This window comes from Streptomyces lienomycini (assembly GCF_027947595.1).
GTDB classification, from domain to species: domain Bacteria; phylum Actinomycetota; class Actinomycetes; order Streptomycetales; family Streptomycetaceae; genus Streptomyces; species Streptomyces lienomycini.
This window is the reverse complement of the sequence record NZ_CP116257.1, coordinates 7,289,382-7,315,923: the sequence shown is the minus strand read 5'-3', so window position 1 is coordinate 7,315,923 and position 26,542 is coordinate 7,289,382. Positions and strand designations below refer to the sequence as shown.

Below are 26,542 nucleotides of genomic sequence, written 5' to 3'. Positions count from 1 at the left end.
CGTGCGGGTCGTGACCTGGAACCTGTGGTGGCGGTTCGGCCCGTGGGCCGAGAGGCGCGAGGCGATCCTCGCCGTGCTGCGGGAGTTGCGGCCCGATGTCGTCGGCCTCCAGGAGGTGTGGGCCGTCGACGGAGGGGAGAACCTCGCCGAGTGGCTGGCCCGCGGCCTGGGTCTGCACGCGGCCTGGTGGCCCTCGCCCGCCCCCGGGCGGTGGCAGCGGCGGATCGGGGACGACACGGTGGGCGTCGGCACCGCGGTGCTCAGCCGCCGGCCCGTGGTGGAGCGGGCGGTGCTGCGGCTGCCCGCCCCCGCGGAACTGGACGACGGGCGGCTGGCGGCGTACGCCCGGCTGGACGTGCCCGGGCACCGGGTGCCCTTCTTCACCGTCCACCTGACCTCGGGCGGTCGCGCCCGTGCCGTGCGCCGCGAGCAGGCCGCCGCCCTCGCCGCCTTCGTCGCCCGGCACCGGCACGGCACCGCCCACCCGCCCGTCGTCACCGGTGACTTCAACGCCCGCCCCGGGGCGCCGGAGGTCCGCCTGCTGCGGGCGGCGGGGCTGCGCGACGCCTGGGAGCACGCCGAGCCGGGGGCGCCGTCCGGCACCTGGGACACCGCCAACCCGTACGTGGCCCACGCGGACGGCGAGCCGAGCGTACGGATCGACTACGTCCACGTGGGCCCGCCGGGACCCGGCGGACTCGGCCGGGTCCTGGCGGTCCGGCGGTCCGGCGACGGTCCCGTGGACGGGGTCTGGCCCTCCGACCACGCGGCGGTCGTCGTCGACCTCGCCGACGCCGGGACGCCCCCCGCCCCGGCTACCGGCCCAGGAACACCGGATTGGTGAACGCCGCGAGCGCCCCCGGCAGCGGGCCCGCCGCCGCCTCGTGCCGCACCTCCGCCCGCACGTACGCCGCGTACGAGGCCGTCGTGCGCCACTGCGCGGTGCCGGTGCCCGACTCCGGCAGCGGGTCGCCGGTGAACAGCACCCCCTGGTCCGTGACGAACCGGACCGTGCAGCGCGGGGCGCCCGACACCTCCAGGCGGACGGTGACCGGGGTGTCGCCGTCCACGCGCAGCCGCTCGCCGATACCGGCGTGTTCGCCCCGGCCGCCGGACGCGCCGAAGGACAGCGACACCTTCGACGACTCGGCGACGTACGACCGCCCGGCGCGAATGCCCTCCTGGATCGCCTCGCGGGTCAGGTCGTCGGCGAGGACGACGGTCTGCGGGCGGCCGATCACGTCGGGGGAGCGGTGGGAGTCGCTGCTGCCCATCGCCGGGAGCCAGCCCCGGCCGCCCGCCCCGCCCCCGTCGCGCACGGCGGCGACCAGCATGCCGTCCCAGTCGGCCAGTGCGACCTCGTCGTCGGGCGTGTAGGCGCCGTTCCACACCTCGACGGCGTCCGCCTCCCCGAACCCGAACTTCCAGTTGCAGCCGATGCAGGTGGCGTGCGGGTGGGCCGGCACGACCAGGCCGCCCGCGCGGCGGATCTGCCGGGCGAAACGGCCGAAGCGGTTGTCGCGGGCCCGGTAGCGCCAGTCCACGAACGTGCCGGGGTCGGTGCCGAGGGCGACGACGTGGCCGTTGCGGGTCGTCACCTCCTCGCCGAGCAGGATCAGCAGGTCGTCCCCGGCCAGTTCGGCCCAGTGCGGGTGCGCGGAGTGCGTGTTGTGCTCGGAGGAGTTGATGAAGTCCAGGCCCGCCGCCCGCGCCAGCCCGGCGATCTCGGCGAGGGTGTAGCGGCCGTCGGAGTACTCGGAGTGCAGGTGGCAGTCGCCCCGGTACCAGGCCCGGCCCCGCCCCCCGGCCCGCTCGGGCGGGTACACCGGCCGCGGCGTCCGACCCGGCTCGCCGTAGGTCAGCGTGATCGTGATCTCGTACGCCAGGCCCCGCGGGGCCACCGTGTACGGGCCGAGCGCGATGTGCCAGGTGCCCGCCCGCACCGGCCCCGGCACGTACCCGGGCGTGGCCTCGTCCGCGCGGACGAAGAACTCCGTGCGGGCCCCGCCCGACCAGCCGCGGAAGCCCCGGCCGCCCAGGCCGGTGCCGCGCTCGTCGAAGAGGCCGATGTCGAGGGCGTTGCCCTGGGTGCCGGCCGGGACGGCGGGGCGGTCGTAGGTGTAGGCGACGCGGATCTCGCGCACCCCCCGGGGGACTTCGACCGGGACGTACACGAAGTCGGGGGCGCCGGGCGGCAGGGTGCCGCGTACGGTTCTGGTCCGCTGTTCCCGGGGGGCCGCCGAGGCGAAGCTCACGCTCCCCAACGTAAGCGCGGCGGCGGCTCCCGTCACGAACACCGCGCGTCTGCCGATCCCGGCGTGGTCGTGCTCGTGGTCGTCCTCGCACATGCTGCTGCTCCCCAGGTGTCGTCGATGACAGGGCACGGGTGGTGCAGGGGTTGGTGCGTGCAACCCTCGTATTGAGCCGTGAACCGCGGGACAAGGGAAGGGGGGAGACGGATGGAGGACCGGAAACCGTGCGGTGGGTCACCGGGACGGGCCGCCCGTGCTGATCACGCCGCTCGTATCCTCGAAGGATGACGACTTCCGCGACCTCCGGAACCGGACCCGCCGACCCCACCGGCCCCACCGAGAACTCCATGCGTCGCGCCCTCAAACGCGCCCGGGACGGCGTCGCCCTGGACGTGTCCGAGGCGGCCGTGCTGCTCCAGGCGCGCGGCGAGCACCTCGACGCGCTCACCGCGTCCGCCGCCCGGGTCCGGGACGCGGGCCTGGAGGCGGCCGGGCGCCCCGGCGTCATCACGTACTCGAAGAGCGTCTTCGTGCCGCTGACCCGGCTGTGCCGGGACAAGTGCCACTACTGCACCTTCGTCACCGTCCCCGGCAAGCTGCGCCGGGCGGGCCACGGCATGTTCCTGTCGCCGGACGAGGTCCTCGACATCGCGCGCAAGGGCGCCGCCCTCGGCTGCAAGGAAGCCCTCATCACCCTCGGCGACAAGCCCGAGGACCGCTGGCCGGAGGCCAGGGAGTGGCTCGACGCGCACGGCTACGACGACACGATCGCCTACGTCCGCGCGATCTCGATCCGCATCCTGGAGGAGACGGGCCTCCTCCCGCACCTCAACCCGGGCGTCCTGTCCTGGACGGACTTCCAGCGGCTCAAGCCCGTCGCGCCGTCCATGGGCATGATGCTGGAGACCACCGCGACCCGCCTGTGGTCCGAGCCCGGCGGCCCCCACCACGGCTCCCCGGACAAGGAGCCGGCCGTCCGGCTGCGCGTCCTGGAGGACGCCGGCCGCTCCTCCGTCCCCTTCACCTCCGGCATCCTCCTCGGCATCGGCGAGACCTACGAGGAGCGCGCGGAGTCCCTCTTCGCCCTGCGGAAGGTCTCCCGCGCCTACCACGGCGTCCAGGAGCTGATCATCCAGAACTTCCGCGCCAAGCCCGACACGGCGATGCGCGGCATGCCGGACGCGGAGCTGGACGAACTGGTCGCCGCGGTCGCCGTCGCCCGGCACATCATGGGCCCGTCCGCCTGCCTCCAGGCCCCGCCGAACCTGGTGGACTCGGAGTACGAGCGGCTGATCGGCGCGGGCATCGACGACTGGGGCGGCGTCTCCCCGCTCACCATCGACCACGTCAACCCCGAGCGGCCCTGGCCGCAGATCGACGAACTCGCCGCGAAGTCCCGGGCGGCCGGCTTCGAGCTGCGTGAACGCCTCTGCGTGTACCCGGAGTTCGTCCAGCGCGGCGAGCCCTGGCTCGACCCCCGCCTGCGCCCGCACGTGGCGGCGCTCGCCGACCCGGCGACGGGCCTGGCGCGCGCGGACGCGACGGTCGAGGGCCACCCGTGGCAGGAACCCGACGAGGCGTTCACCGCCACCGGCCGCACCGACCTGCACGCCACCATCGACACCGAGGGCCGCACCTCGGACCGGCGCGACGACTTCGACGAGGTGTACGGCGACTGGGGCGCCCTGCGCGAGGCCGCCGCCCCCGGCATGGCCCCCGAGCGCATCGACACCGACGTGCGCGCCGCGCTGGCCACGGCGGCCGACGACCCGACGCGGCTCACGGACGACGAGGCCCTCGCCCTGCTGCACGCCGACGGCCCCGCGCTGGACGCCCTGTGCGAGATCGCCGACGACGTCCGCAGGTCGGTGGTCGGCGACGACGTCACGTACATCGTCACCCGCAACATCAACTTCACCAACGTCTGCTACACCGGCTGCCGTTTCTGCGCCTTCGCCCAGCGCCGCACGGACGCCGACGCCTACACGCTCTCCCTCGACCAGGTCGCCGACCGCGCCCAGCAGGCGTGGGAGGTGGGCGCCGTCGAGGTCTGCATGCAGGGCGGCATCCACCCCGACCTGCCCGGCACGGCGTACTTCGACATCGCGAAGGCGGTGAAGGCCCGCGTCCCCGGCATGCACGTGCACGCCTTCTCGCCGATGGAGGTCGTCAACGGCGCGACCCGCACCGGCATGTCGATCCGCGAGTGGCTGAGCGCCGCCAAGGAGGCGGGCCTGGATTCGATCCCGGGCACGGCGGCGGAGATCCTCGACGACGAGGTCCGCTGGATCCTCACCAAGGGCAAACTCCCGACGGCCACCTGGATCGAGGTGATCGAGACGGCCCACGAACTGGGCATCCGCTCCTCGTCCACCATGATGTACGGCCACGTCGACCAGCCCCGGCACTGGCTGGGCCACCTGCGTACCCTCGCCGGGATCCAGCAGCGCACGGGCGGCTTCACGGAGTTCGTGACGCTCCCGTTCATCCACACCAACGCCCCGGTGTACCTGGCGGGCATCGCCCGTCCGGGCCCCACCCTCCGGGACAACCGCGCGGTCACGGCGATGGCCCGCCTCCTCCTGCACCCGCACATCCCCAACATCCAGACGAGCTGGGTGAAGCTGGGCACGGAGGGTGCGGCCCAGATGCTCCGCTCCGGCGCCAACGACCTCGGCGGCACCCTCATGGAGGAGACGATCTCCCGCATGGCGGGCTCGTCCTACGGCTCCTACAAGTCCGTCGAGGACCTCGTCGCCGTCGCCGACGCGGCCGGCCGCCCGGCGAAGCCCCGGACGACGCTGTACGGCCCGGTGCCCGAGGAGCGACAGCGGGCGGCCGCCGCCTCCGACGGGCACCTGCCGGAGCTGCTGCCGGTGCTGGACTGAGTGACGGGTGGGGCGGCACCGATGCCGCCCCGCCGTCGCTCAGCCGCAGGCGGCGGGCCCGTCGGAGACCGAGGTCAGGTAGCGGGCCTGTTCGGCTTCGGTGAGACGGCGGTGCACCCGATGGCACAAGCTCTTGATCCAGGCGTCGGCCGAGGTGTCCCAGGAGAGCAGCGCGCCCTTCTCGGTGACGGACCACAGCGACGATCCGTCGGGGGAGAACGCCAGCGAACTGTGCGGACCGGCGCCCGAGATACCGGCGATCGTGTGCGGGGCCGGCAGCCGCGTGCTGCCCAGCCGCTCACCGGTCCGGGCGTCCCACAGCCAGACCGTTCCGTCCCCGGCCAGCGTCGCGACCCAGCGTCCGGTGGGGTCCGCGACCACGCCGAACCCGGCTGCCCCGTCCGAGCGCCACCGCAGCTTGCCCGTGGTGCTGTCCCATCGTTGCAGGGTGGTGCCGCCGACGACGGCGTAGAGCGCGCTGTTCCTCTCGGACAGGGCGAGGGCGTCCACGGACGAGGAGCCGGTCGTCAACCGGTGTCTCCGGTGGCCGGAGGGCAGCTCGTGGATGTCGATCCGGCCGTCCTGGGTCGAGACCGCCGCGAGCCGGCCCTGTTCGCCGAATGCCCGCTGGTACTCGACTTGCTCGTACCGCGCCCGCTCGGCCGCCGTCAGATTCGGCTTCCGTGCCGCTACCGCTGTGGACCGTTCCCCCGTGGCGGGGTCGAGGAGCAGCACGGAGCCGTCGGACGGCATCACGGCGACCTTGCCGTCTGCCGCCGCCACGAGACGGACCGCGCCCGTGGTGTCCCTCTGCGGGTCGGAGTCGTCTTCACGCACCCGGACCGAGTGCTTCCGTACCAGTGCCCCGGAGTCGGCCACCGACCACGTCTCCACGACCTTCTCCGTGGCCGTGTAGATCAGCTGTCCGCTTCGGCCGAACACGATGGCGTCGTAGAGTTCGTCGGCCCCCTGCCCGTACACGAGTGAGTCGGCCTTGCTGCCGGGTGTCCAGGACTCCAGAGTGGTGCTGTCGTCCTGCGGGTCGTGACTCCACACCAGCGTGCCGTCCGGGCCCACGGCCAGCGGCGGGTGCGAGGGGACGATCGTTGCGTCCGGAACGGCGATACCGGGAGAGTGAGCAGTGGGGCCCGGGTCGTTCAGCTCCCACAGGGCGACGGTGTCCCCGTTCGCCGAGGCGAGGCGGTCGCCGTCCCCCGGGGAGAAGGTGAGGACCGACGGAGCCTCGATGCCGGTGAGTGTCTCCAGCGCCTCCGGCCGGTCACCGGTGGCCGCGGTCGACACCAGCAGTCCGTCACTCGTCCCCACCGCGGCCCTGCCGCCGTCCGAGACCGCCAGGACGTCGGCTTCGTTGACGATCACGCCCGGAGGGGCCGGGCATTCGCCGTCCTCGTCCTCGGGCCCGCTCCCGCCCGTCTCGGCACGGAGCATGTTCCCGGGCGAGTCGAGGTACACGCCCCCGTACTTCACGAAGCCGAAACAGCTGCCGTTCGGCGAAGCCGCGTGCCGGTAGTTGTTGAAGGGGTAGATGGTGCGGTCGGAAGAGGCGAGTTCGACCGTCTTCCCGCCGTCACCGCCGTACAACTTCCAGCCGACGGGGTGGGAAACGAACAGTTTGGTCCCCTCGTCCAGAAAGGACAGGTTCATGACACTGCCGACGTCGGTCTGGACGCTGTCGACCGGCTTGTCGCTCGTGGTGTCGTAGAACCGGAGGGTCCCGGCGTCGTCGACGGTCGCCAGCACGTGGGACTGGAAGCTGAACATCATGGCCTGTACGGCGTCGCCGCCACCGGACAGGCGGCGCAGCCCGTCCTCCGCGTCCTTGGCGTCCAAGTCCTGGACGAGAGTCTCCCCCGACTCGCTGGACACGGCCAGCAGGCGGTCGTCGTCGCTGAACGTCAGACCCGTGACCTCGCCGGAGGCGTCGAGCGTGCGCACTTTGCGGGTCCCGTCGGCCGTCCACACGTCGACCGAGCCCCGCGCGGAGCCGACCGCCACGTACCGGGGCGAGTTGCTGAGGGCCAGCGCCGTCACGCGGTCGTCGGCACGGACGAAGCGGGTGAGCCGGGGGCTGGCCGCGCTCACCCGGTACAGCGCCGACACCGTCTCCGGCGTCTCCTGCACCCGGTACGCCTGCACCGCGAGCAGTGAGGCCAGTTCCAGGTCGTCGTCGCTCAGGTTGAGGGCCGTCGCCGCCAGTTGGCGGGCCGTGGCGATGCGGGCCTGTTCCTGGGCCGTGTTGCGCTGGACGAAGGCGAACACCGCGGTGGCGGTGGCCAGTACGGCCAGCGCGGTCATGCCCGCCAGCATGCCCCGCCGGAAGCGGCGGAGCCGGCCCCGCTGGGTCACGTCCTCCCCGAACAGTTCGTCCTTCGGCCGGCCGTGCAGCGGCGCCGCGAGGTCCGCGACGGCCTCGCGGAAGCGCGGGTCGCGGAGGTCTCCGGCGTGGTCGGCGTCCATCCACCGCAGGTCCACCCAGCGCGGTTCGGCGGTGAAGTGGCCGCGCAGGGCCGGATGGAGGCAGGTGGAGCGCGCGAAGTCGAAGTCCCCGGCCGCCTCGTCCCAGTGGATCTCCCCGCCCGTGACCACCAGCAGCAGCTTCTCCGGACGCGGGCCCCGCCGCCACCAGTCGATCTCCTTGCCCACCCACTTCGACGCCCCCGCCTGCGGCGACGCGAGGAGCAGCAGGTACTCGGAGTCGCCGAGCGCCTGCTCCACGGTGCTCCACAGGTTGTGCTCCATCGACATGGCGGCGTTGTCGAGGAACACCCGCAGCGCCCGCATCCGGTTCCAGGGCCTGGCGAACGTGTGCAGCGCCTGTCTCAGGAGCCGGGCCCGACGCGTGTCGGGTGTGTGACTGTACGAGATGAACGCGGCATAGCGCATGGATGGACCCCCGTCCCGGCGTGCGGCAGTGACTGGCTCATGCCCCTTGGCCAACGGCCTGACACGCTGTCAAAAGTGACGCAAGAATACTCACTTGAGTGGCCGGAGTCGCGAGAGTGGGGGCGCGGATGAGTGACGGGTCGCACGGCCTGGGGGACGACGACCTTCCGGTGGTGTTCCGGTCCTCGGACTCCGCTTCGCTGGGCGGGCAGCGGAACTACATCCGGGGTACGAAGATCCGGCTGGCGCTGGCCGTCGCCGCGGCGCTGTGCGGCGCCCTCGACCAGCGAGCGGCGGTCGTCGGGCTCGTGGCGGTCTTCGTGCTGACCATCTGCGTCGAGGTCTGGCTGCTGACGGAGCGCCCCGAGCAGTCCTGGTACGACGGCCGCGCGCTCGCCGAGTCCACGAAGACCCTGGCCTGGCGCTTCGCGGTGGGAGGGACGCCCTTCCCCGCGGACCTGCCCGAGGCCGGGGCGCACCGCAGGTTCCAGCTGCGCCTGGGGGAGCTGCTGCGGGAGGCGCCCGTCTCCAGTCTCTCGCCGCTGGGGTCGATCGCGGTCACCGACGCCATGACGGACCTGCGCGCCCGGCCCTTCGCCGAGCGCAAGGAGGCGTATCTGCGCCACCGGATCGAGGACCAGCAGGCGTGGTACTCGGCGAAGGCGGCGTCGAACGTCCGCAACGCCCGGCGCTGGCGCCTGGTGCTCATCGCCGTCGAGGGACTCGGCCTGACGGCGGCGGTCCTGCGCCTCCTCGACCTGTTCACCTTCGACCTGGCCGGCATCCTCGCCGCCGTGCTGGGCGCCGGCTCGGCGTGGCTCGCGGTGCGGCAGTACGAGACGCTCGGCCGGGCCTACACCTTCGCCGCCACCGAGCTGAGCGTGATCCACGAACGCCTGGTCCACGCCGACGAGGAGACCTGGGCGGACGAGGTGTCCGACGCCGAGGAGGCGATCAGCCGCGAGCACACGATGTGGCGGGCCTCCCGGGGAACGGGCTGACGGCGCGGCCGGCGGCCCGGGGCACGAGACCGGCCGCAGTAAGATGATCGGACCCCCGGTGTGTCGGGGTTCTCGTAGCTGAGGAGATGCGTGCCCGTGCCTGCCCGAGTTCCCTCCTGGGCCTGGGTCTCCGGTCTGACCGTGGGCGCGATCGCGGCGGTGACCGTCCTGGCCGCGCAGGCGGAGCAGGGCCCCCAGCCCACCGCCGCGGCGACGAAACCGAGGCCGTCGGCGTCGGCCCCCGCGGACGCGCGCCCCGAACCGAAGAAGACCGCGCCGGCCCCGGTGCCGGACGGATCGGGCACCGGGCGGCGCGTCGTCTACTCGGTCGGACAGGACCGGGTGTGGCTGGTCGACGCCAGCGACGCCACCCGGCGGTCCTTCGCGGTGTGGCCGGGGACGGTCGATCCCGACCCCGGCAAGTACAGCGTCGGCACCCGCCGTCAGGACCCGACGACGGGCTCCGACGGCGTACGGGTCGAGCAGATCATGTACTTCACCCAGGAGGACGGCGTCTGGGTCGCCTTCTCCAACGCCGTGGACGGCTCCTCGCCGCCCCCGGCCGCCGCCGGCGCCAGGACGGGCGGCATACGGCTGCCCAAGGCCGACGGCGACGCGCTCTGGGAGTTCGGCACGTCCGGCACCACGGTCACCGTGGTCGCGTAACCTCCGCCCGGTCGGACGGCAGGTGCGCCACGATCAGCACGACGCCGCTGAACAGGAGCACCCGCGTCGCCGCGTCCAGCCCGTTCCAGTCCTCCGACTGCCACATCGCGAACCACTCCCCGCCGATCGCGAGGAACCCGGCGCCGAAGAGCAGCATCAGCATGAGGGTGCCGTACGTGGTGAAGCGCCGTGCCAGGGTGTGGTCCCTGCGTATCCACAGCCAGGTCGCGCAGATCAGCACCAGCGCGGCGACGGTCTCCCAGACGATGATCGCCACGTAGGCGGTGTCCTGGAGCCCCTTGCTCGTGATCGCCCGCCACATCAGGTCGTCGTCCTTGAACGTCGTGTCCATCGCCAGGACGTGATGCACGTACTGCTGGTTGTTGTCGAAGTCGGTGATGTTCCCGAGGGCCACGAGGGCGATGTAGAGGGCGAGGACCGCGGTGAGCACGGTGGAGGCGAGTAACAGGGTGTTGCGTGGGAAATTGACCATGGCAGCACTATCCCCAAGCCGGGAACCGGGCGAGTGGGTAGGGTCCCGAACGTGATCTCTTCGAAGCGTTCCGCCGACCAACTTCCGGGCGATCCGCGCCGGTTGAACCTGGAGTACCGGACGTGGCACTTCGTCGGCTCGGAGGGGGACGAGAACGGCTTCGACGCATGGGACGTGTCCGTCCGGTCGAGCCGGTACCTGGACCGGCCGGAGGGGTCCGCGACGCAGACCGTCCGGCACGAGATCGGCTCGATGCGGCTCTTCCGCCTGCGGATGGACGAGAGGTTCAGCCCCTTCCCGTTCTCCGACGCGGAGGGCTACGACGTCGGCCTGTCCCACCTGGTCCTCGGCGTCTACGACCTGGGCCGGGGCGGCTACCGTCAGGAGTTCCGGGACGCCGTGACGGACTGCGACGGCGACCTGCTCGTCCTCTTCGACATGCGGCTGGACCCCGCCTGGCGGGGCTTCGGCCTCGGGCCGGTCCTCGCGGCCGAGGCCGTCTGGACCCTGGCCGACGGCTGTAGCGCCGTCATCACGGCCACCCACCCCACGGAGCTCCCGGACGCCCCCATGGGCGAGGCCGCGTTCGGGCGGGCCGGTGAGAAGATCGCGGCACTGTGGGAGAGCGTCGGATTCCGGCGCCGTGCGGGCTCGCTCGGGCACCTCCTGGACCCCAGGACCGACGAGGCGCGGGACCTGAGGAACGAGCGGCGCAGGGACCTCGACGCGCTCGCCGACGCGTGGCGCGGGTCGCTCCGCTGCTGAGCCGTTACGCCCGCCTGCCGGTGAACGCCAGGAACGAGGTCCAGGACGCGTCGGTGAAGGAGAGGCGGGCGGCCTCACGGACGCCCGGGGCGACCGGGTCCCGTGTCTCCCCGATCCGGCTGCCGAGGAGGAGGAAGGCGGACGCGGACTGCGCATCGTGGCCGCGTACGCGGACCGCTGGGGCGTCGACACGGGACCGGCCCCCCGCGAAGACCGTCTGGGCCGAACTGTCACCGGGGCGTGGCCGGATGTGACCACGCCGGGCAGCGGGGTATCTGCGTAAAAGCGTGAACACTCGACGGCAAAGTGTCCTCCACGGGCTCATTTGAGCGGTCCGAGGACAGAACAAGCCGAAGTGTTCACGCTTTTTCGTACCCCACCCCACCCCACCCCGCCGCCGGGGCACGGGGTGCGGGGTGCGGGGGCTACCGGCAGACGGCCGTGTCGACCAGGTCGAAGACGTGCTGGTGCGCCGCCATCATGCCCGCGGGTTCGGCGGCCACCGAACTGGACAGGGCCGTCGCCGCCACGGTGGCCGCGCGGCCGTCCCGGGTGGCGCCGCCGTAGGACTCGTAGCCGTGGATGGAGCCGCCGTGGCCCCACAGCTCGACGCCGCAGGACAGGGGGGTGCGGAAGAGGCCCAGGCCGTATCCGGTGCCGGGCGTGGGGGCGCCCTCGGTCACCGGGACCGTGGTCTTCATCTCCTTCAGTTCGGCGGCCGCCACCACCTTGCCGCCGAGCAGGGCGGAGAAGAACCGGTTCAGGTCGCGCGGGGTGGTGACGAGCTGTCCGGCCGCCCAGGCCTGGGACGGGTCGAGGCGGGTGATGTCCTCCAGCGGGGCGCCGGGGGTGGCGGCGGCGTAGCCCTTGGGGTGGGCGCCCCGGATGCCGCGCTCGCCGACGCTCGGCCAGTAGGTGTCCTTCAGACCGAGGGGGCGGATGATCCGGTCGGTGATCTCCTCGCCGAAGGGGCGGCCCGTGACCTTCTCGACGAGCAGGCCCGCCAGGACGTAGTTGGTGTTGCTGTACTGCCACTTCGCGCCGGGTTCGAACGCCGCCCTCTGGCTCAGGGCGAGGTCGATCAGGTCACGCGGGTTGTAGTAGGTGTCGCGGACCTCGAACGGGTCCAGGCCCAGCGTCTGGACGTAGTCCGGCAGGCCGCTGGTGTGCTGGAGCAGGTTCCGCACGGTGATCCGGCCGCCGTCGATGCCGTCGCCGCGCACCAGGCCCGGCAGGTACGTCTCGATCGGCTCGTCCAGCTTCACCTTGCCCTCGCCGACCAGCTGGAGCACGACCGCCGCGGTGAGTGCCTTGGTGTTGCTGCCCGCCCTGACCTGGCCGTTGACCGGCACGGACGCGCCGGTCGCCAGGTCGCCGGTGCCCGCCGTGTAGTCGCGTACGCGTCCGTCGCGCCCCTGGACGGCGGCCAGCGCGGCGGGGAAACCGTCCTCGCGCACCAGGTCCTTCGCGCCCTCGCGCACGGCGTCGCGGTGACCGGCGTGGTGCGGAGTGCCGTAGGCCGTGGAGCCGCTCACGGCGAGGCCGCCGCCCAGGACCGCCAGTGCGGCGACCACCGACAGCACACGCCCGCGCTGCTTCTTCGGCTTGTTCCGGACGGGGGAGGTGTGGAGACGAGCGGACACGCGCTTTCCTTCCAACGGGGCTGTTCTGGCGACTCCTTGATCCTGTCGCGGCCCGGACGTCCGCTCGATGGGGCCAGGCGGCGGAAACGGGGTGTACCTGTGACCACCCCCGACCGTGAGGGTTTCCACACAGTTCCGGCCCGTTCCAGCCCTGAACCGACCGCATTCGTTCGCATACAGTGCTGGACGTCGTACGTACGGACAGTGGTGTGGACAGTGCCGAGGGAGGTCCGGGTGGGCGTGACGACCGGTGCCGTCTGGGGGCGTGCCGAGCAGCAGGACTTCCGCAGCCGGGTGCGCGGGACGCTGCTCGGCGCGGCCGTCGGGGACGCGTTCGGGGCACCCGTCGACGGTCTCGGCCTGGACGGGATACGGGAGGCGCACGGCGCGGAGGGCCTGGCCGACCTGGCCCCCGCGTACGGCCGGCGCGGTGCCGTCACCCACCTGACGCAGCTCACCCTGTTCTCCGTGGACGGGCTGATCCGCGCCCAGGTCCGGCGGGACACCGGCGCCTGGCACCCGCCGACCGACCTGCACCGGGCGTACCTGCGCTGGGCCGCCACCCAGCGCGACTGGGGGCCCGACCTGCGACGCAAGGACGACGGCTGGCTGGCCCACGAGGAGTGGCTGTACGTCCGCCGGGACGCGCCGCGCGCGCTGCTGCTCGGCCTCGGCGACGAGACGATGGGCACCCCCGAGGCGCCCAAGAACCCCGCCGAGCGCGGTGCCGAGGCCGCCGCCCGCTCGGCGCCCTTCGGGCTCCTGGTCGGCTGGGAGCCGCAACTGGTCGCCCAACTCGCCGTGGAATGCGCGGCGCAGACCCACGGCCACCCCACGGGCTACCTGGCGGCGGGCGCGTACGCCGTGATCGTGCACGGGCTGGCGCGCGGGGAGAGCCTCGACGCGGCCGTGCAGCGGGGACTCGCCCTGTTCGCCGCACGGCCCGGACACCAGCCGGTCTCGGACGCCCTGCAGCACGCGCTCGGGGCCGTACGCCAAGGGCTGCCGACCCCGGCACGGGTGACCGAGCTGATCGGCGAGGGCACGGCGGAGGGTTTGGTGGCGGCCTCGGTGTACTGCGCCCTCGTCGGGGAGGACGTACGGCACGGGCTGCGGCTCGCCGTCAACCACGGCGGCCCCTCGGCCGCGACCGGCGCCCTGACGGGCGCACTGCTGGGCGCCCTGCACGGCGAGACGGCGCTGCCCCCCGCCTGGCTGGCCGAACTGGAGGGCCGTCCGACCGTGCTGGAGCTGGCCGACGACTTCGCGATGGAGATGACCCAGGGCCCCGCCCTGCACGGCCCGGCGGGCTCGTCCCCCGGGTGGCTGACGCGGTACCCGCGAGCGTAGGGGCCCCGTTTCGCCCCGTGCTCGTTTTCGGCAGGCGCCGACCCGCGGGACGCGGCTAGCGTGCACGCCATGGACATCAGCATCCACACCACGGTTCTCCCGCACGACGACCCGGACGCCTCCCTGGCCTTCTACCGCGACCTCCTCGGCTTCGAGGTCCGCAAGGACGTCGGGAACGGCAAGATGCGCTGGATCACGGTCGGGCCCGTCGGCCGGCCGGACCTCTCGCTGCTCCTCTCGCCGCCCGCCGTGGACCCCGGCATCACCGACGCCGAACGCCGCACCATCGCCGAGATGATGGCCAAGGGCACCTACGGGTGGATCCTCCTGGCGACCAAGGACCTCGACGGCACCTTCGAGCGGGTGCGCGCGGGGAACGCCGAGATCGTCCAGGAGCCGACCGAGCAGCCGTACGGCATCCGCGACTGCGCCTTCCGGGACCCGGCGGGCAACCAGATCCGCATCCAGGAACTGCGCTGAGCACGGTACGGGGACGGCACGGCGCGGTGCCCCCGCCGCACCGTGCCGTCCCCGTACCGCCGTGACACCACCCGGTCAGTCGCCCACCCGGCTGCGCCCCACCGCGTCGTCCACACCGCCCGCGGGCGTCGGGATCGCCGCCGCCGCGCCGGAGACGTCTCCGTCGCCGTCCGTGTTGACGCGCTCGATGATCGCCAGCCGCTCCGGGGTGTCCTCCGGCTTCAGGTAGCCGATCAGGATGTACAGGACCAGCGAGACCGCCAGCGGGACGGAGACCTGGTACTCCAGCGGCACCCCGCCCTCCACGCTCCAGTTGATCGGGTAGTTGACCAGCCAGAACGCGACCAGGCCCAGTCCCCAGCTGGTGAGCGCGGCCGTCGGTCCCGAGCGGCGGAAGGGCCGCAGCAGACCGAGCATCATCGGGATCGCGATCGGGCCCATCAGTCCGGCGACCCACTTGATCACGACGGTGATGATGTCCTTGAACGTCGGCGAGTCGACCTGCGTCGCCACCGCCATCGAGAGCCCGAGGAAGATCACCGTGGTCAGCCGGGCCGCCAGCAGCCCGGACCGCTGACCCCAGCCGCGCGCCCGCTTCGACAGCACCGGCGCCACGTCACGGGTGAAGACCGCGGCGATGGCGTTGGCGTCCGAGGAGCACATGGCCATGGTGTGCGAGAAGAAGCCGACGATCACCAGGCCCAGCAGCCCGTGCGGCAGCAGCTGCTCGGTCATCAGCGCGTAGGAGTCGGAGCCGTCCGCCTTCTGGGACTCCACCAGCAGCGGCGACATCCACATCGGGAAGAACAGCACCACCGGCCAGACCAGCCACAGCACCGCCGACAGCCGCGCCCCGCGGGCCGCCTCGCGGGCGTCGCGCGTGGCCATGTAGCGCTGGGCCTGGTTGAGCATGCCGCCGTTGTACTCGAAGAGCTTGATGAAGAGGAAGGCCAGCAGGAACACCGTTCCGTAGGGGCCGACCAGCGGTTTGCCGTGCCCCTGGAGGGCGGGTTCGTCCCAGACGCCGAAGAAGCCGCCGTGGTCGCCGAGTTTCATGACCACGGCCACGAACATCGAGACGCCGGCCAGCAGCTGGATGACGAACTGGCCCAGCTCCGTCAGCGCGTCCGCCCACAGGCCGCCGATCGTGCAGTAGATGCCCGTGATGACGCCGGTGATCAGGATGCCCTGGTTGAGGGACATGCCGGTGAAGACCGACAGGAGCGTGGCGATGGCCGCCCACTTCGCGGCCACGTCCACGATCTTCAACAGCATGCCGGACCAGGCCAGCGCCTGCTGCGTGGGCAGGTTGTACCGGCTCTTCAGGTACTCCAGCGGCGAGGCCACGTGCAGCCGTGAGCGCAGCCGGTTGATGCGCGGCGCGAACAGCCTGGAGCCGATGGCGACGCCGAGCGCGATGGGGAACGACCACGTCACGAAGGAGGTGACGCCGTAGGTGTAGGCGATGCCGGCGTAGCCGGTGAACATCACCGCGCTGTAGCCGGACATGTGGTGCGAGATGCCGGACAGCCACCAGGGCATCTTGCCGCCGGCCGTGAAGAAGTCGCTGACGTCGTCCACGCGTTTGTGCGACCAGACGCCGATCGCCACCATGACCGCGAAGTAGCCGATGAGCACGGACCAGTCGAGACCGTTCATGTGCCCCCTTCCGGGGTCCGCCTTGTGAACTCCGCTCAGCTGGTTGGCACTTCGCAGGAGCGGGGTAGGGGCGAGGCAGGCAGCGAAGTGCCCGCTCATCGTGGTTGCGTCGACGCGGGCACGACAAGGAAGGGGGAGGTCAAGAGGAAGTAAAAATGTTCTGCTTACTGACCTCTGTTCATCTACATGAACGAGTGTGCGGGGGTGGCCGTCGGGCTACCTCAGCTCCTCCGGGCACGGCGTGCCCCGCTTCAGCCCGTACGGTGCGGCCAGCCGGTACGTGCCCTCCCTGGGCGCCACCAGCCAGGTCCACTTGTCGCCCTCGGCGGTCTCCTCCGTCTCCGTCACGCAGCCGTTGACGTTGTCGTACGTCTTCGGCGTGCCCTCCGGGGCGTTCTCGGAGGCCTCCGTCTCCTGGGGCGCCTCGAGCTTGTTGCCCTCGGCGTCGACGAGGCTCAGCCACGGCGAGTACGGCACCCGGACCAGGATCCGGCCCGGCTCCTTCACGTCGATCGTCCACTCGCCCTGTTCGGCGCGCTGGACCTCCGCGTGGGGCTCCGCCAGCGGGGTCGGGTGGGTCACCTGGAACAGCTGCCAGTTGGCGTCGCCCCAGATCTGCTTCAGATACGGCAGCCCCCGCTGCACCAGCTCCCGCTCGCGCTCGCCCCCGTCGCCGTCCGGCTCGCCCTTGGGCAGCACGACGAAGTGCACGGCCCAGCGGCGCAGCCACTCGTGGTAGTTCGCCGAGTTGAGCGTGTCGTCGTAGAAGAGCGGGTTGCGCTCCATGTCGGCCTGGCGGTTCCAGCCGCGCGCCAGGTTCACGTACGGCGCGAGCGCGGACGCCTCCCGGTGCGAGCGGGCCGGTACGACCTCCACCCGGCCGCGCTCGGCGCCGACCTCCTGCAGTTCGTTGACCAGCGGCGCCAGCTCGCGCGCCCAGGAGGCGGCCGGCGTGGTGTGGATGATGTCGTCGGCGGACTTGAAGCCGATCCAGCCCACGAAGCCGACGATCGACACCACCAGCGCGTACCACTTGCGCGACTTCGGCACCGTGAACGGCAGCGCCGCCACCAGCGCGACCCCCGCGAACAGCATCGGCAGCCGGGTGATGTTGGAGCCGATCTGCGAACTGATCAGCCACACCAGCAGCACGGACAGGCCGTAGACCGCCGACGTGATCCGCACGGTCGTCCAGGTGCGCGGCACGAACGCGTACACCAGGCCCGCGTACAGCACCGGGAGCACCGCCGAGCCGAACGACATCGGCTGCGTCCCGGAGAACGGGAACAGCCACGCCGACAGCCCCACGACCGCGCTCGGCGCCAGACCGAGCGCCCACGCGCCCGGGCGGCGCTTCTGCAGGAACAGCGCCACCGCGACCAGGCCCACGAACAGGCCCGAGACCGGCGAGGCCATCGTGGACAGCGCGGCCAGCGGCGCCGCGCACAGACCCTTGGCCCAGCGCTCGTGCCGCCAGCGGTGCGGCCAGCAGAACACCGCGGCGACCGCGCCGAGCCCGAACATCATGCCGAGCCCGAACGTCACCCGCCCCGACGCCGCGTTGCCCAGCAGCGCGAACAGGCCCGCCAGCGACGCCCACAGCGGATTGCGGACCACCCGGCTCCGGATCAGGATCATCGTCAGCAGCCCGGCCGACAGCGTCCCCGCGATCATCATCGTCGTCCGGACGCCGAGCACCGACATCAGGTACGGCGAGACCACGCTGTAGGACACCGGATGCATGCCGCCGTACCAGGCGAGGTTGTACGCCGAGTCCGGGTGCCGGCCGACGAACTCGGCCCAGGCGTCCTGCGCCGCGAGGTCGCCGCCGCTGTTCGCGAACGTGAAGAACCAGACGATGTGGAGAACCCCGGCCAGGGCGGTCACGGACAGCACGGGGTGGCGCAGCATGCGCTCGCGCAGGGCGAGGAAGGCGGCCTTCACCGCCGGCGGCGCTTCCGGGCGCGGTCCGGCGGGGGCGGACCCACCGCCGTCGTCCGCCGGGTCATGACCGGCGCGTCCGCTCTCCGCGCCGGGCCCGTCGTCCCCGCGCGGTGCGGGTACGCGTGGGCGTGGGCCGGCTCCCGGGCCCGGATCGGCGTCGTCGGCGCGTGTCGGCTCCGCAGTGGCCACCTGAAGGCACTCCCCGTGTCCCGTCTTCTTCTTTGGGCCGAGTCCCGTTCCGGCGACCGGCGACTGCCCCGTTTCGTGACGCTAGCACGCACGCCCGCACGGTGGCTTCTCCGTTCCCCGGCGCCCGGGAACGCGGACGCCCCCGCGGCCGGGTGACCGCGGGGGCGCAGGGCGTGGGGGCGTCGCTTCGGCCCGGACGGGCCGGCGGTCAGCCCAGGCGGGTCAGCTTGTCCCCGAGGCCGGGCTCGGCGAGGTCGTCCCGCAGGGCCACCGGCACCTTCACCGCGCCGCTGGTGCCGCCGTCGCCGACCGTGAGGCTGCCGACCTTGGTGCCGGCCTTCGCGGTGTGCGGCACCTCGTCCGCGTCGAAGGTCAGCTTCACGGTCAGCCCGCCCCAGCCGACGGCCTTGACGTCCTGCGTGGCGACGACCGGGGTGCGGTTGCCGAGACCGTCGTCCACGTAGCCGACGACGGCCCCCTTCTTCACGATCGTCGACGACTGGAGGGTGTCCTGCGCGGCCCGGATCAGCTTGTCGCTGGAGTCCAGGGCGGCGGCGAGGATGCCCCCGCCGACGTCCGGCTGACGCACCACCGCCCCGATGACGGTCCGGGTCTCGCCGTCGATCTCCTTCTGCGCCGCGAAGACGAGGTTGCCGAGGGCGGCGGTGCTGGTGCCGGTCTTGATGCCCACCACGTCGTTGTGGCCGACCAGCTGGTTCCAGTTGGAGTGGTTCACGCCCTTGTAGTCGTCGTACGACATCATCGCGGAGACCTCGCGGAACGCGGGTTCCTTCATCGCCGCCTTGGCCAGCTTCACCTGGTCCACGGCCGTGCTCACCGTCGTGCTCTTGAGCCCCGACGGGTCGGTGTACGTGGTGTTGGTCATGCCGAGGTCCTTCGCGGCGGCGTTCATCTTCTCCGCGAACGCCTCCTCGGAGCCCGCGTCCCAGCGGGCCAGCAACCGCGCCACGTTGTTCGCGGACGCGATCAGGACGGCCTCCAGCGCCTCGCGCTGGGAGAACGAGTCGCCCGCGTAGACGCGGACGATCGACTCGTCGGCCGCGTCCGACTGGTCCTCCGCCTTCTGGTCGATCTTGATCTTCGGGCCCTCGGCGCCGCTCTTCAGCGGGTGGTCGCGCAGGATGACGTACGCGGTCATGACCTTGGCCACGCTCGCGATCGGCAGCGGCTTCTGTTCGCCGGACGAGCCGAACGTGCCGATGCCCTGCACGTCGAGCGCGGCCTGCCCGCTGGACGGCCACGGGATCTCCGGCTTGCCGCCGTCGAACGTGAAGCTGTCCTGCGCCGTCAGTTCGAGGGTCGGTGCGGGCAGCGGGCGCATGGACTGCGCGACGCCGAGGGCGATCAGCAGCAGCAGGACCAGCGGCGTCCAGATCTTGACCCGGCGCACCGTCGTCCGCAGCGGGGTCTCCGGGGGCGGCGGGGTGTTCGTCAGCTCCGCCAGCAGGTCCAGCGGCGGTTTCGGCGGCAGCGGCTGCTGGCTCGTCCGGTCGGGCCCGACGTGCGACCGGGCGGCGGTGACGCCGGTACGGGGGGCCTGCGGAGGCTTCGGGGCATCGGTCGCGGGCACCGCGGCCTGCGGGGGTTTGCGGCTCGACGCGTCGTCCGGGTGCCGCAGGGCCACGAACCTGCTGGTCCGCTCGGCGTCGCCCTCGGCCGGGGCGGTCGGGGCAGGGGCGTCGTCGCCCTTCCCCGCCTTCTTCGACGCGGCGGCGGCGTCGCCCAGCTTCAGCATGGTCGTCGGCTGATCGACGGCGGGCTTGTCGAGCCGCGGCGCCTTGAACACGGCGGTCGGCTGATCCACACCCCGCCCACCCTCGCCACCGACGGCGTCGCCGCCGTCCGACTCCGACTCGGCGCCCGACTCCGACTCCGGGACGGAGCCCGACTCCGGCTTGGCGCCCGAGCGCGGCCCCGGCTTCGGGTCCGAGCCCGGCTTCGGGGCATCCTCCGGCTTCGCGTCCGCGTCCGGCTTCGATGCCGAGTCCAGCTTCGGGCCGGGACCCGACTCCGGGTCGCCCTCAGCCTCCGGGCTTGCGCCCGGCACCGGGTCTCCCTCCGGGCGCGCGTCCAAGTCCGGGCCCGGCTTCGATTCCGGCTTCGGGGCGTCCTCGGCCTTCGAGCCCGAGCCCGACTCCGGGTCACCGTCCGGGCGCGCGTCCGAGTCGGGGCCCGGCTTCGATGCCGAGTCCGGCTTCGGGCCGGGACCCGACTTTGGGTCGCCCCCAGCCTCCGAGCCCGCGCCCGACTCCGGGGCGCCCGCAGCCTTGGAACCCGCGCCCGACTCCGGGCCACCCTCCGGCTTGGCGTCCGACGCCGAGGCCGCGGCAGGAGTCCGTTCCACGTTCGCTTCCGCCTCCGTGTCGGAGGCCGCGTCCGCACCCGGGGCGGTGCCGTCGGAGGCCGCGCCAGCATCCGCGTCCGCCCGCGAACCCGGCTCCGCGGCGGAGGCAGCCTTCTCGCGCCCCTCGGCGTCCTGTGAGGGGCGCTCCTCGCCCTCCGGACGTCCAGGGGCGTCGGAGGCCGCGCCCGCCTCCTGGGAGCCGTCGGCGTCCCCGAGTCGCGCGTCGGCGGCGGCACGCTCGTCCGCGGTGGCCACCCAGGCCGCCACGGCATCCCGCAGCCGACCGTCGCCCGCGGCGGCCGGCTCCGCGCCGTCACCCTCCGACGTACCGGTCCGCTCCGACGTACCGCCCTCCTCGGCCTCGGCCTCGGTCTCCGCGTCCACGTCCGTGGCCGCTTCCGCTTCCGCCGAGGTTTCCGCCTCCGTCTCGCGGACCGACAGCACACGGGTCGCCGTGTCGACGCCGCCACGGGAACCGGACCCGGCCCCCGCGGAGCGCTCCGCGTCCTCCCGCGCCACCGTCAGCCGCGGATCACGCGGCTCGCTCGTCCCGGTCCGGGCTTCGGGAACCGGACCCGCACTCCCCGACGTCGGTTCTTCCGACGACTCGCGCTGCTTCGACCTGTCGGGGGACTCGCCCGCCACCGATGCCTCCTCCATGCGCCGCACGACCTGTGCGCGCTACCGAACCCGTACCGAAACCATGTACCAGTGTCCTGTGTACGGGTGGAACCCACGCGGTAGACGAGAACGACATACCTACTGGTTCCACTACGAAGCGGTCACGCACCCTCGACAGACCAATGTGAGAGGGGTCACCCTGTCTGTCATCCACGCGGGGAGGCATGGATGGGCAGGAGCCGCAGAACACTTCCGGAGGAGCTTCTGCTGCTGGCGTTGGACCCGACCACGGGTACCACCGCACAGCCGCAGTCGCTCGACCTCGGTCTGGCCGGAGCACAGCTGGTGGAGCTGGCGCTGGCCGGACGGATAGCCCCAGACGGGGATCGTATCGCCGTGGTGGCCCCACGGCCGACAGGAGATCCAACACTGGACTGCGCGTTGGAGTTGCTGCGAAGGCGTGGCGCTCCCGTACGGGCGGTCAACTGGATTGGCGGGCCCCGCCTGGGGCTGCGCCAGACCTACCTCTCGCATCTGGAGCGATGCGGCATGGTGCATGCCGTGGAGGGCCAGATGTGCGGGGTGCTGCCGACGACTCGCTACCAGGCGACGGACACGGCGATCAGCAGGGAGATCAAGGCCCGGCTCGACTCGGCGATCCGCACCGGCGTACCGCCGGACCCGCGGACCGCGGCGCTCGCCGCGCTGGCCCACGCGGTCGGTCTCGGCAAGCACCTCTACCCGGGCAACGAAGGACGCTCGTCGCGGTCCCGGCTGCGGGACCTCATCAGGCACGACCCCATGGGCGGACTGGTGGCGCACGCGGTGATGGACGTCCAGAACGGAGCTGCGGCCCAGCCACGCCGCAGTCCGGCCCCGGCCGGCCGCCAGGCCCCGGGACCGGGAGTCAGGCCCGCCCCGGAACCCGCCCGCGGTGTTCCGGCGCAACCGCACCACGGATCCATGGCGCGAGCGGTGGCCCATTAGCCCGACGAGTCCACCGCGGCACCACAGCACCACCACACCCAGCACCACCACACCCAGCACCACCACACCCAGCACCACCACACCCAGCACCACCACACCCAGTACCGCAGCACCCGGCACCACAGCACCGCCGCACCGCCAGTCCCCAAGCCCGGTCACGGGAGCCGCAGGTCCGCGCGGGGCGGCGGAACCGACCGTACGTCCGGCCCACCCGGACTGAGGAAAGGTTCCGCCGCCCCGCGCGGCCGCATGCGGGGGTGGCGCCCCGAACTGGCGTGTACGCGGCGCATATCGACCGTTTCCCAGCGGTAGAAAGCACCTTGGTGGCAGTCTGCTCAGCAGCAGATACACAAAGTGGCAAGTATGAGTCACCCAGCCGGAGGTGCACGTCCCGTGGCGTCGAGTGTCAATCCCACCGTTAGGCGGCGTCGGCTGGGCCAGGAGCTGCGCCGGCTCCGTGAGCAGAAGGGCATGACGGCCGAGGAGGTGGCGGAGCGGCTGCTGGTGTCGCAGTCGAAGATCAGCCGCCTGGAGAACGGCCGCCGCAGCATCAGCCAGCGCGACGTCCGCGACCTGTGCGGGGTGTACGAGGTCGAGGACCAACGGGTCGTCGACTCACTCATGCAGATGGCGAAGGACTCGCGCCAGCAGGGCTGGTGGCACGCCTTCGGCGACATCCCGTACAGCGTCTACATCGGTCTGGAGACCGACGCGGAGTCGCTGCGCACCTACGAACCCCAGATCATCACCGGCCTGTTGCAGACCCGCCCCTACGCCGAGGCCCTGATCCAGGGCGCGTTGCCGGAGACGTCGGTCGCCGACGTCGAGAAGCGGGTGCAGGTCCGCATACGACGGCAGGAGCGCATCTCCGCCGAGAACAACCCGCTGCGCCTGTGGGTGGTCCTCGACGAGGCCAGCCTGCGCCGGGTGGTGGGCGGCAAGCAGGTGATGCGGGAGCAGTTGGAGCACGTCGCCGAGATGTCGCAGCTGCCGCACATCACCGTGCAGGTGCTGCCGTTCGACGTCGGAGCGCACCCCGGCATCAACGGGCAGTACTCCATCCTGGAGTTCGCCGACGCGGCCGACTCCAGCGTGGTGTACATCGAGGGCGTGACCAGCGACCTCTACCTGGAGAAGGCGCCGGACGTGCAGAAGTACACGGTGATGTACGAGCACCTGCGGGCCCAGGCCCTGAACGTGGAGCAGTCGCGGCAGCGCATCGAGGACGTGGCGAAGGAGTACGCACGCTGAGCGGTGCGGGATGGTACACCCCCGCACCGGTGTACGGGAAGACTCACCTGGGATATGCCATCCGGTCGGGTGAATGACTCCTCCGCTCAGGGAGGCCAGCGAGTAGCGTCGATCACGCCAAAGATCACACGTCATTGGCGTGAACCACACTCAGCGACTCGCCATCGGAGCAGACATGGCAATTCTTCAGGGCGCCCAGGCATCGTGGACCAAGTCCTCCTACTCCGGAGGAAACGGCGCGTGCGTCGAGGTCAGGTCACCGGTCGTGGCGGCACTCGCCGTCCGTGACTCCAAGGTGACCGGCGGCCCGGTCCTGGCGTTCCCCGCCGACGCGTGGAACGCCTTCGTGACCTCGGTCAAGGAGTAAGACCTCCGCGCCTCGTCCGCCGTTACCGCCGACGGAGCCCTCTCGACCAGTTCGCCGACCTTGCCGAGAGGGCTCCCGACGGTCTCACCCCGACGGCCTCACCCGCGCGGTCTCACCCGGTGTTCTCACTCCACCGGGAACGCCACGTCGCACACCGGGTCCTCGGGGCCCGCCGCCTCCCAGTCGGCGAAGTACACCTCGCGGCACGGGCCCGCCACCGTCAGACCCCGTGCGGCGATCCACTCCTCCACCGCCTCGAAGGCGGCCAGGATCTGCGGATGCGCCACCTGCGCCTTGGTGATCCGGGTGTACGCCAGACGCCGGGCCGGCTCCACCCGCACCCGCGTCTGCCAGGTCCGTCCCCGCTCCTCGCTCCACCGCCGCGCCGCCGCCGCGTCGGCGACCGGCACGCACGACTCCGCCGGACCGTCGCTCTCCATCGACACCTCCGCGTGGTAGACCACGAACGGCGCCGCCGTCACACCACCGCAGTCCCCGGCCGCCTCCTCGAGCCGCCCCAGCGAAGCACCGATCCACGGCGACAACTCGTCCGCCAGCGTGTGCCGGGTCTCGCTGAGCACCACCCGCTCGGGCACGTCCACCGTCTCGACCACGAACTTCTCGTACACCTCTGAGCCCCTTCCCGACAATCGTCCACGGAGGTACTCGGCGAGCGTGCGCTGCCCGGCCACCCGGGTCTCCACCGCCGACCAGTAGGCGTCGAGCAGCCCGGCGGCCCGGTCCCCGTCCGCGTGGACCACCTCCGCGACCCGCGCCAGCGGCATGTCCAACTGGCGCAGCAGGGCCACGAGCCGGGCCTGTTCGGTCTGCCCGGCACGGTAGTAGCGGTAGCCGCTGACCTCGTCCACCCGGGCGGGCACCAACAGGCCCAACCGGTCGTACAGCCGCAGCGCCTTGGCCGACAGCCGAGCCCGCGCGGCGAACGCCCCGATGGTCAGCGACGCGTCGTCGCGAGCGTCGCCCACGCCGTCGTCTCCGCCGCCGTCCACATAGTCGTCCACGTAGTCGTCCACGTAGTCGTCCACGCCGCCATCCTCCGTCACCGGGCGGCTGTTCCGCCCGGTGACGAGGACGCTCGGGCTTCCCCCAGGGGCAAGGTCAAGGCCGGCGGGTCAGCCCGCCAGCCGGGCCTCCACCGCCGCCACGACCTCGGCCGCCTCCGGCTCGGTCTGCGGGGAGAACCGGGCGGCGACCTTGCCGTCCCGCCCGATCAGGAACTTCTCGAAGTTCCAGCGGATGTCCCCGCTGTGCCCCTCGGCGTCGGCGAAGCCGGTCAGCCGCTCGTACAGCGGGTGCCGCCCCTCCCCGTTGACCTCGACCTTCTCGGTCATCGGGAAGGTGACCCCGTACGTCGCCGAGCAGAACTCGGCGATCTCGTCGGCGCTGCCCGGCTCCTGCCCCATGAACTGGTTGCAGGGCACGCCGAGCACGGTGAGGCCCTGCTCCGCGTACCGCTCGTGGAGCCGCTCCAGGCCGGTGTACTGCGGGGTCAGTCCGCACTTGGAGGCCACGTTCACCACCAGCACGACCCGGCCGGCGTACTGGGAGAGAGCCGCCGCCCCGCCCTGGAGGGCGCCGATCTCGACGTCGAGGGGCAGGCTGTCGTCGTTCCGCGTGTTCGCTGAGGTCGTCATGGAACGGATGCTAGCCCGGCCCCCTCCCGCGGCCCGCCTCGACGAGGACCTCCCCGGCCGCCGTCCGCGAGTACAGCACCGACCTGCCCGCCCGGCGCCGCTCCACCAGACCCGCGTCGAGCAGCACCCGCAGATGCCGGCCGACCGAGCCGAGGCCCTGCCCGGTCACACCGACCAGCTGGCTGGTGCTCATGGGCGTCCCCAGCAGCGTCAGCACGCCCGCGCGGGCCGGACCGAGCAGCGCGCCGAGGGCGGCGGGCACCCGCCGGGCCCCGCCGTCCACGAGGGCGCCGGTGCACGGGTAGACCACCGCGTACCGCTCCGGCTCCTCCCACGCCACCCAGCCGTGCCGCTGCGCGGTGATCGGCACGAGGACCAGCTCGGCACCGGACAGGTCGCGGGGCGGGTACGGGTTGAGGTTGATCTGGAGCCGGCTGCCGCCCAGCCATCGGGTGCCCGGCCGCAGCGTGTCCAGCACCGCCGCCCAGCCGCCACGGCTCACCCGGGCGATCCGCGCGACGACGTCCGCCTCCAGGATCCGGCGGCGCCGCTCCCAGTCCGGCCGTACCGCATCGGTCCAGACGTCCGACAGCAGCGCGGCGGCCCGCTCGGGCAGGTCGTCCCGGTCCAGGACGGCGGGAAGCGTGCCCCCGAGGGAGACGGCCAGGTCCGCGCGCGCCTCCTCCGGGCGGGTCGCCCGGACCCGCGCGAGACCCTCCTCGAAGCTGTGGCCCTCGGTCGGCGCGGGGGTGAGGAAGTCGGCGTTCCACTCCCGGCCGAGGCCCGAGGCGACGAGCAGCGCGGCCACCGGGTCGGCCGCCACGCGGCGCAGATGGGCGGGGCGGTGGGTGTCGAGCCAGGCCCGTTCACCGGGGTGCCCGGCCACCCCGAAGTGCAGCATCTTCAGGCAGGCCAGGGTCTCGTCGAGCGGCGAGACGACGAAGCGGCTGCGGACCAGGGTGTCCGCGTCGATCTCCCACCAGCCCATCCGGCCCCTCCCCACCCCGACCACGTTTCGCCCGCACGCGAAACAGTAACGGCCGGGCCGCGTGCCGCCCCAGA

Annotated in this window: 20 protein-coding genes; 10 read left to right on the top strand and 10 right to left on the bottom strand. The window is 72.5% G+C overall.

All coding sequences use genetic code 11. The features are described 5' to 3' along the window. Position 1: 1 nt before the first annotated feature. A complete protein-coding gene (locus tag BJ961_RS33285; protein ID WP_271416474.1) occupies positions 2-844 on the top strand; it encodes an endonuclease/exonuclease/phosphatase family protein in 843 nt (280 codons plus the stop codon). On the opposite strand, the gene BJ961_RS33280 is transcribed toward BJ961_RS33285, so the two are convergent. After that, positions 816-2,348, bottom strand: coding sequence for a CehA/McbA family metallohydrolase (locus tag BJ961_RS33280; RefSeq protein ID WP_271416473.1), 1,533 nt, complete (start codon positions 2,346-2,348; stop codon positions 816-818). The genes BJ961_RS33285 and BJ961_RS33280 overlap by 29 nt on opposite strands. A gap of 188 nt (positions 2,349-2,536) precedes the next feature. Between BJ961_RS33280 and BJ961_RS33275 the strand changes: the two genes are divergently transcribed. Continuing rightward, positions 2,537-5,140, top strand: a complete 2,604-nt coding sequence (locus tag BJ961_RS33275) for a bifunctional FO biosynthesis protein CofGH (protein WP_271416472.1) — start codon at positions 2,537-2,539, stop codon at positions 5,138-5,140. A 39-nt stretch (positions 5,141-5,179) separates the two neighbouring features. Here the strand turns inward: BJ961_RS33275 and BJ961_RS33270 are convergent, their stop codons facing one another. Then, positions 5,180-8,044: a toll/interleukin-1 receptor domain-containing protein gene (locus tag BJ961_RS33270; protein ID WP_271416471.1), complete on the bottom strand. Its 2,865-nt coding sequence runs from the start codon at positions 8,042-8,044 to the stop codon at positions 5,180-5,182. Positions 8,045-8,172: 128 nt separating this feature from the next. On the opposite strand from BJ961_RS33270, the gene BJ961_RS33265 reads away from it, so the two are divergent. Next, complete coding sequence (locus BJ961_RS33265; protein WP_271416470.1) at positions 8,173-9,045, top strand: DUF4231 domain-containing protein; 873 nt, start codon at positions 8,173-8,175, stop codon at positions 9,043-9,045. A gap of 96 nt (positions 9,046-9,141) precedes the next feature. Then, positions 9,142-9,711: a hypothetical protein gene (locus tag BJ961_RS33260; RefSeq protein ID WP_271416469.1), complete on the top strand. Its 570-nt coding sequence runs from the start codon at positions 9,142-9,144 to the stop codon at positions 9,709-9,711. Here the strand turns inward: BJ961_RS33260 and BJ961_RS33255 are convergent. Further along, positions 9,695-10,204: a DUF2165 domain-containing protein gene (locus BJ961_RS33255; protein WP_271416468.1), complete on the bottom strand. Its 510-nt coding sequence runs from the start codon at positions 10,202-10,204 to the stop codon at positions 9,695-9,697. The genes BJ961_RS33260 and BJ961_RS33255 overlap by 17 nt on opposite strands. Positions 10,205-10,255: 51 nt before the next feature. On the opposite strand from BJ961_RS33255, the gene BJ961_RS33250 reads away from it, so the two are divergent. Next, entirely contained in the window at positions 10,256-10,969 is a 714-nt protein-coding gene (locus tag BJ961_RS33250) for a hypothetical protein (RefSeq protein WP_271416467.1), read from the top strand. 425 nt (positions 10,970-11,394) lie between these two features. Here BJ961_RS33250 and BJ961_RS33240 read toward each other — a convergent pair whose 3' ends face one another. Beyond that, positions 11,395-12,612, bottom strand: a complete 1,218-nt coding sequence (locus BJ961_RS33240) for a serine hydrolase domain-containing protein (protein WP_271416466.1) — start codon at positions 12,610-12,612, stop codon at positions 11,395-11,397. A gap of 234 nt (positions 12,613-12,846) precedes the next feature. On the opposite strand from BJ961_RS33240, the gene BJ961_RS33235 reads away from it, so the two are divergent. Continuing rightward, positions 12,847-13,962: an ADP-ribosylglycohydrolase family protein gene (locus BJ961_RS33235; protein ID WP_271416465.1), complete on the top strand. Its 1,116-nt coding sequence runs from the start codon at positions 12,847-12,849 to the stop codon at positions 13,960-13,962. Positions 13,963-14,031: 69 nt separating this feature from the next. After that, the gene (locus BJ961_RS33230; RefSeq protein WP_271416464.1) at positions 14,032-14,442 is read left to right on the top strand and encodes a VOC family protein; all 411 of its coding nucleotides are present in this window, start codon (positions 14,032-14,034) and stop codon (positions 14,440-14,442) included. 75 nt (positions 14,443-14,517) lie between these two features. On the opposite strand, the gene BJ961_RS33225 is transcribed toward BJ961_RS33230, so the two are convergent. The 3 genes from BJ961_RS33225 to BJ961_RS33215 form a co-directional block, all read right to left on the bottom strand. Beyond that, positions 14,518-16,101: a sodium:solute symporter family protein gene (locus BJ961_RS33225; RefSeq protein ID WP_271416463.1), complete on the bottom strand. Its 1,584-nt coding sequence runs from the start codon at positions 16,099-16,101 to the stop codon at positions 14,518-14,520. Between the two features lie 216 nt (positions 16,102-16,317). Further along, on the bottom strand, positions 16,318-18,234 hold the full coding sequence (locus tag BJ961_RS33220) for an MFS transporter (RefSeq protein WP_271416462.1): 1,917 nt from the start codon (positions 18,232-18,234) through the stop codon (positions 16,318-16,320). Positions 18,235-18,442: 208 nt separating this feature from the next. After that, a complete protein-coding gene (locus BJ961_RS33215) occupies positions 18,443-21,259 on the bottom strand; it encodes a D-alanyl-D-alanine carboxypeptidase (protein WP_271416461.1) in 2,817 nt (938 codons plus the stop codon). A 189-nt stretch (positions 21,260-21,448) separates the two neighbouring features. On the opposite strand from BJ961_RS33215, the gene BJ961_RS33210 reads away from it, so the two are divergent. From BJ961_RS33210 to BJ961_RS33200, 3 genes are all read left to right on the top strand, one after another. Then, positions 21,449-22,207 (top strand): GOLPH3/VPS74 family protein, encoded by a 759-nt coding sequence (locus BJ961_RS33210; protein ID WP_271416460.1) that lies wholly within the window; start codon positions 21,449-21,451, stop codon positions 22,205-22,207. A 393-nt stretch (positions 22,208-22,600) separates the two neighbouring features. Continuing rightward, positions 22,601-23,458, top strand: a complete 858-nt coding sequence (locus BJ961_RS33205) for a helix-turn-helix domain-containing protein (protein ID WP_271416459.1) — start codon at positions 22,601-22,603, stop codon at positions 23,456-23,458. A gap of 175 nt (positions 23,459-23,633) precedes the next feature. After that, entirely contained in the window at positions 23,634-23,825 is a 192-nt protein-coding gene (locus BJ961_RS33200; RefSeq protein ID WP_271416458.1) for a DUF397 domain-containing protein, read from the top strand. A gap of 125 nt (positions 23,826-23,950) precedes the next feature. Here BJ961_RS33200 and BJ961_RS33195 read toward each other — a convergent pair whose 3' ends face one another. From BJ961_RS33195 to BJ961_RS33185, 3 genes are all read right to left on the bottom strand, one after another. Continuing rightward, complete coding sequence (locus BJ961_RS33195; RefSeq protein WP_381161250.1) at positions 23,951-24,835, bottom strand: MerR family transcriptional regulator; 885 nt, start codon at positions 24,833-24,835, stop codon at positions 23,951-23,953. Between the two features lie 123 nt (positions 24,836-24,958). Beyond that, positions 24,959-25,480: a glutathione peroxidase gene (locus BJ961_RS33190; protein ID WP_271416457.1), complete on the bottom strand. Its 522-nt coding sequence runs from the start codon at positions 25,478-25,480 to the stop codon at positions 24,959-24,961. Between the two features lie 10 nt (positions 25,481-25,490). Continuing rightward, positions 25,491-26,468 carry an ArsR/SmtB family transcription factor gene (locus tag BJ961_RS33185; protein ID WP_271416456.1) on the bottom strand — a complete coding sequence of 326 codons (978 nt, stop codon included), beginning with the start codon at positions 26,466-26,468 and terminating at the stop codon, positions 25,491-25,493. Positions 26,469-26,542: the final 74 nt, after the last annotated feature.

Excerpts from the sequence above, each read along its gene's own strand:
- BJ961_RS33280 (WP_271416473.1), bottom strand. The coding sequence starts at position 2,348 with ATGTGCGAGGACGACCACGAGCACGACCACGCCGGGATCGGCAGACGC.
- BJ961_RS33275 (WP_271416472.1), top strand. The coding sequence starts at position 2,537 with ATGACGACTTCCGCGACCTCCGGAACCGGACCCGCCGACCCCACCGGC.
- BJ961_RS33200 (WP_271416458.1), top strand. The coding sequence starts at position 23,634 with ATGGCAATTCTTCAGGGCGCCCAGGCATCGTGGACCAAGTCCTCCTAC.
- BJ961_RS33210 (WP_271416460.1), top strand. The coding sequence starts at position 21,449 with ATGGGCAGGAGCCGCAGAACACTTCCGGAGGAGCTTCTGCTGCTGGCG.
- BJ961_RS33270 (WP_271416471.1), bottom strand. The coding sequence starts at position 8,044 with ATGCGCTATGCCGCGTTCATCTCGTACAGTCACACACCCGACACGCGT.
- BJ961_RS33215 (WP_271416461.1), bottom strand. The coding sequence starts at position 21,259 with ATGGAGGAGGCATCGGTGGCGGGCGAGTCCCCCGACAGGTCGAAGCAG.
- BJ961_RS33265 (WP_271416470.1), top strand. The coding sequence starts at position 8,173 with ATGAGTGACGGGTCGCACGGCCTGGGGGACGACGACCTTCCGGTGGTG.
- BJ961_RS33190 (WP_271416457.1), bottom strand. The coding sequence starts at position 25,480 with ATGACGACCTCAGCGAACACGCGGAACGACGACAGCCTGCCCCTCGAC.
- BJ961_RS33230 (WP_271416464.1), top strand. The coding sequence starts at position 14,032 with ATGGACATCAGCATCCACACCACGGTTCTCCCGCACGACGACCCGGAC.
- BJ961_RS33225 (WP_271416463.1), bottom strand. The coding sequence starts at position 16,101 with ATGAACGGTCTCGACTGGTCCGTGCTCATCGGCTACTTCGCGGTCATG.
- BJ961_RS33255 (WP_271416468.1), bottom strand. The coding sequence starts at position 10,204 with ATGGTCAATTTCCCACGCAACACCCTGTTACTCGCCTCCACCGTGCTC.
- BJ961_RS33185 (WP_271416456.1), bottom strand. The coding sequence starts at position 26,468 with ATGGGCTGGTGGGAGATCGACGCGGACACCCTGGTCCGCAGCCGCTTC.